The organism is Methylotuvimicrobium sp., from assembly GCF_050611805.1.
In the GTDB taxonomy this organism is placed as follows: Bacteria; Pseudomonadota; Gammaproteobacteria; order Methylococcales; family Methylomonadaceae; genus Methylotuvimicrobium.
Genome location: NZ_JBNGHF010000103.1, coordinates 1 through 4,164 on the forward strand (window position 1 = coordinate 1; position 4,164 = coordinate 4,164).

Annotated in this window: 2 protein-coding genes and 1 pseudogene; 1 reads left to right on the forward strand and 2 read right to left on the reverse strand. The window is 46.9% G+C overall.

Annotated features, from left to right (window positions below):
- Positions 1–153 precede the first annotated feature (153 nt).
- The gene (locus ACRJJO_RS21760) at positions 154–1,914 is read right to left on the reverse strand and encodes an AMIN domain-containing protein (protein ID WP_431067654.1); all 1,761 of its coding nucleotides are present in this window, start codon (positions 1,912–1,914) and stop codon (positions 154–156) included.
- A gap of 624 nt (positions 1,915–2,538) precedes the next feature.
- Positions 2,539–3,318, reverse strand: a complete 780-nt coding sequence (locus tag ACRJJO_RS21765; RefSeq protein WP_431067655.1) for an outer membrane lipoprotein-sorting protein — start codon at positions 3,316–3,318, stop codon at positions 2,539–2,541.
- Positions 3,319–3,982: 664 nt separating this feature from the next.
- On the opposite strand from ACRJJO_RS21765, the pseudogene ACRJJO_RS21770 reads away from it, so the two are divergent.
- Positions 3,983–4,164 (forward strand): annotated as a pseudogene (locus ACRJJO_RS21770) (hypothetical protein); the annotation flags it as partial.

The following is a 4,164-nucleotide window of genomic DNA, read 5'->3' on the forward strand; positions in this document are numbered from 1 at the left end:
TGCATTTTTTACCTCTATAAAATTTTAGAGGCGACAACTAGCCTGACACAGGGGGAAAGTAACATGGGCAAGCGCCGTGACGCAGGGGCATCTAGGATGGGGTGCTGCGGAGTGTTCTTCGATCGTAGAATGCGCACTGCGCACCCTTTTCTTCTAAAAATGATATTTAAGCTGAAAGCGTACGTGGTCGTCGGCGCTGAACATGATTAACGGGTCGGTGACCGGGATTCCTCGGAATAATCGGACTTGAAGGTCCGCAGTCCAGTCGTTGCCGATGCGCCGACTGGCTTCGATGTTGTATATTTTGGAGTTTTGAGTGCGGTCGAATATGACGCCGGCAAGCAGCTGGGTGTTTTGAATATCGTTAAAGCCCAGGCGGACTGCGGCTAAGAAGTCGTCTTGAAATAGGGCTTGTTGGGTCAATGCCTGAAAGTTATTGTAACCTCGGCTGTCGTACATGTATTCGGTTATCAGCCCTAGGTCGACGCCCGATTCGAAGAGGTCGAAGAATGTATATTCGACCCCTCCGGTCGCCGCGTAGAATCGGTCGCCCTGACCCGAGCGCATTAATGCTTCGAGCTTCCATAGCCAGCTGCCTTTGATCGTTTGAACATCGATGCTGGTTTGATTGATGTTTTCATAAAGCGGGATGATTCGTTCAATTTCGCCTAACTGATTAAAGCGAGGGAGCATCGTCGGTTGGCGGGCGGTGCCGTAAAAATGAGCGAGTCCGACATCCCAATCGCCGAAGGAATGAGAATATCTCCCGGCGTAAGCCAAGTGTTTCTCGACGCCTTCTCTTTCAAATTGGGCGTCTCCGACTGAGGTTACCGGATGCGTTCTTAAGCGGCCTTCGTGTCCGGCAAAGGTTCTTTCGCGAAAACCGGTCAGTAAAAACAAATCGATGGTGCCCCAATCTTGTATCAAGGCTAAGTTAATCATCGGCTGGCCGAGTTTTTGTTCGCCGTCGATGTTTTCGACAAAATCAGCTTGATTGATGATGTCGATTAAATGAAAGCCTTCGGTGACGCCCCAAAATACTTGCCGGAAGCCAACCCGCAGCTCCCAGTCGTAGGCGGCTTTTAGCCACGTTAATTCGCGGATGTCGAAATGGGTGCGGCGGCTGTCGTGTTGCGAGTAACGATAAAAAGGCGAGAAAGCAAAGCTTTGCGATCCATTATCCCAGCTGCGATAGATTTCTGGGTTTATCGCGCCGGAAATATAGTGGCTATGTTGTTGATTGTCTTGCGGGGTTTGAAAAAATCCCAGGCTTTCCACTTCGGCATAGCCGGAAATTTCCCAATCGGATATCAAGTCGTTAAAAAACGATTCGTCGCCCGATGCGCCGATGCGGTTTTCTTTGAAATTCCCAGGATACAAGTCGTTTGTCGATTGTTGGGGGGCGGTTAAATCGTATTTGTGGAGTTCGCTGTTTGAGTGCGCATAATTCGATGGCTCGAAGGTATTCGGGTTTTGTTCTCTGGTTAAAGTCGATTCGTCTGTTAGGGTAATCAGACTCGAGCCGTGAGAGGTTGATTCAATATCGATTGTGTATCCGTGTATGTCGGTTTGATTTTTTAAGTCGAAGACAAGCCGGAGATCGTTTTTATTTCGAGGCGAGCTGCGTAAACGTTGAAAATACGGATGATCGGTAGATGGCTGGCTAAGCGGTGCCGAAGGTTTCAGGTTTTTTACATCGAGTACGAGACGAGGCGGGTTGTCGATTAGGAATGCCTTGAATTCGGGCGTTTTCCGATTTTCAGGGGTCTCCGTGGGAACGATGCTAAGATCTATCACGGCTTGACGGGGCGTTGATTGGTAGGCGATCGAATCCAACACTACTTGTTGTGCATCAGCTTCCGAAAATGCCAAGCAAGTTGCCAAGCTAATATATTTAAGTCGGGTGTTGCGCATAAGATTTTAAGTGTTGTTGCCTAATATGCTTTTTGCGTTTGCTTGTATCGTAATTGTTTAGCCCACCCTTTATTGTTTCTGGTTCCCACGATCCTCCGTGGGAACCCATACCGTGGCTACCGAAACAAAATCAGTATGCATTCCCTCTCTGGAGCGGTGGGCACGAGGTCAGTAACGGTTTACGTTATACTCATCGTACATGACAATTCGGCCTCGGGGTGCCCGTTAAAGGACGCCGTAAATACGTCCATGTAGGCTCTATGCCAGCTCCATGCTGCCCCTCACCTAGCGCTAGATGACACTGCCATTAAGTTAAGATCCTGGAGTTTTACTCCCCTCTTTGAAAAAGAGGGGCTGGGGGAGATTTTTCTAATAAATCCCCCTCAATCCCCCTTTTTCAAAGGGGAAGAAGGCTTAACTTAATGGCAGTGAGCGCTAGGTGAGGGGCCGAGCACCCCGAGGCCTCCTCCGGCACTGCCGAAATTTGAAGTGCGAAAGGTATAACTTAATGGTAGTGACGCAGAGCTTGGGAGCGATGGGAATTACGACAATAATTTAAATAATGGCGCTAATTCGCTAATCTTATACAATTTCCAAGCAGATCCGACAAAGTATAATTGAAAACTAGCGCGCGCGCTTTAAAGTATTTTGATCGAAATCGCGCTCGGTGAGTCCCGTGCGAAATTTGATGCTCTCGATCAATAAGCTAGTGCTTTTGCCATTTTGATGATTGGTCATCAACATATCGTGCGCTCGCCAGTATTGGTCGAGGTGTTGACGATAATCTTTGTTTGCTAGCGTCTTCAATAGGGCATTTCTTCTGTCGTAATATTCAACTTTTATTGGAATATAACGCTCCTTGTCTATCCACGATATCTGCCGGGTATATCCGGAATGTTCATATTGAGGGTCAAGCTCGACAACGAAGCAATCAATGCCATCTACTGCTTCGTCACGAAGGTAGCGGTACTTATATTTTGGAATTTCAAATGAAGTTAAATCCTCGAATGCAAATTCACTGCCGAGAAAGGGGCCCGATTTGTTGTTCGACGAAATACGTCTAACTCTTCTCAATGCCGGTAAATAAAGCCATTGGTCATCCGGTTCGAGTGCATGGGTATAACTTAAAAAAGCCGTTCCTCGCACATCGCCCGGACTATCGAAAATAGTCAGGCTTTTGTCTCCGTCGCCGGAGACTTCTAACGTGTTGATTCTGAGTAAGCGGACGGCTTCGCTTCCGCTTCGGGTTCTTAGGATCATTTTCATTTCGGCTTGGCTGTCTTGCCAGCCTTTATCGCGTTTGACCATTTCTTCGATGATTTGCAAGCCTTTTTCTTGATCGCTTTGCGCTAAGCACGGCGATGTAATGAAGAAAAGACCAAGTAGTAAAAGTATGTTTTTCATTTTTAAAGCCAAGTGAGTGAGTGTTTGAATAAATCCCCTTTGCTCGTCGAATCTGCGTCGGGGTACTCGTCAAAGATCCGGTATCTAAATTACCGAAGATTATTAATCATAGTCCATAACCGATGGAATTTAGTTGTTGGATAATGCCATCTTTAGCCGGTCGGACTGGTTGCCTTGTTGTTCGAGGAGGGAGCTCATTCGTATCGCTTACTTGATAATATGGTTTTTTTATACCGCTGTCAGGAATTTTTACACTGAGGTAAGCAGCGAAACCGTTATAGTTTTTTGGCGGATGCTGATAAATCCGTCAGGTATGGGCAACGAATATTTTTAGCTCGGGGTTGGTTAGATTAGCTAAAAAAAATCTCCCTATGTTAAAAAGAGATGTCAGGATATCAACGGGTTTTAAAAACATGAGCTCAATATTCATAGGCGCCAACTTAAGGAAAAACGCGTCATTCCGCCAGGGACTGGCGAAATCCAGTGCCGATGATGGCAATGCGTAGCGCTCCATCAATGTTCCCATCGGTATAGATAATCCGCGCCGAGATAAAACAAATTAGGAGACATCAGAGTTTGAGCCTAATGTCTTGATTGATTTGCGTGATTAGCCCCCTGTGTCAGGCTAGTTGTTTTAATGAGAATGTAATGCAAACATGTAAACATGTTACAAGCCAAGTCCTCTCTGTCCCGCTTAGTAGAGGCCATTGAGCAAGGGCAAGAGAGTGAAATCGTGATGGCCGTCCAGTTGCTAAGGAACGAGCATGAAATAACTTCGACAAATGCTGAAAGGGGTTCGGTGGCTCGATTGACAGGTGTCGGCGGCAGGGAAAGCCGCCGTCAAGC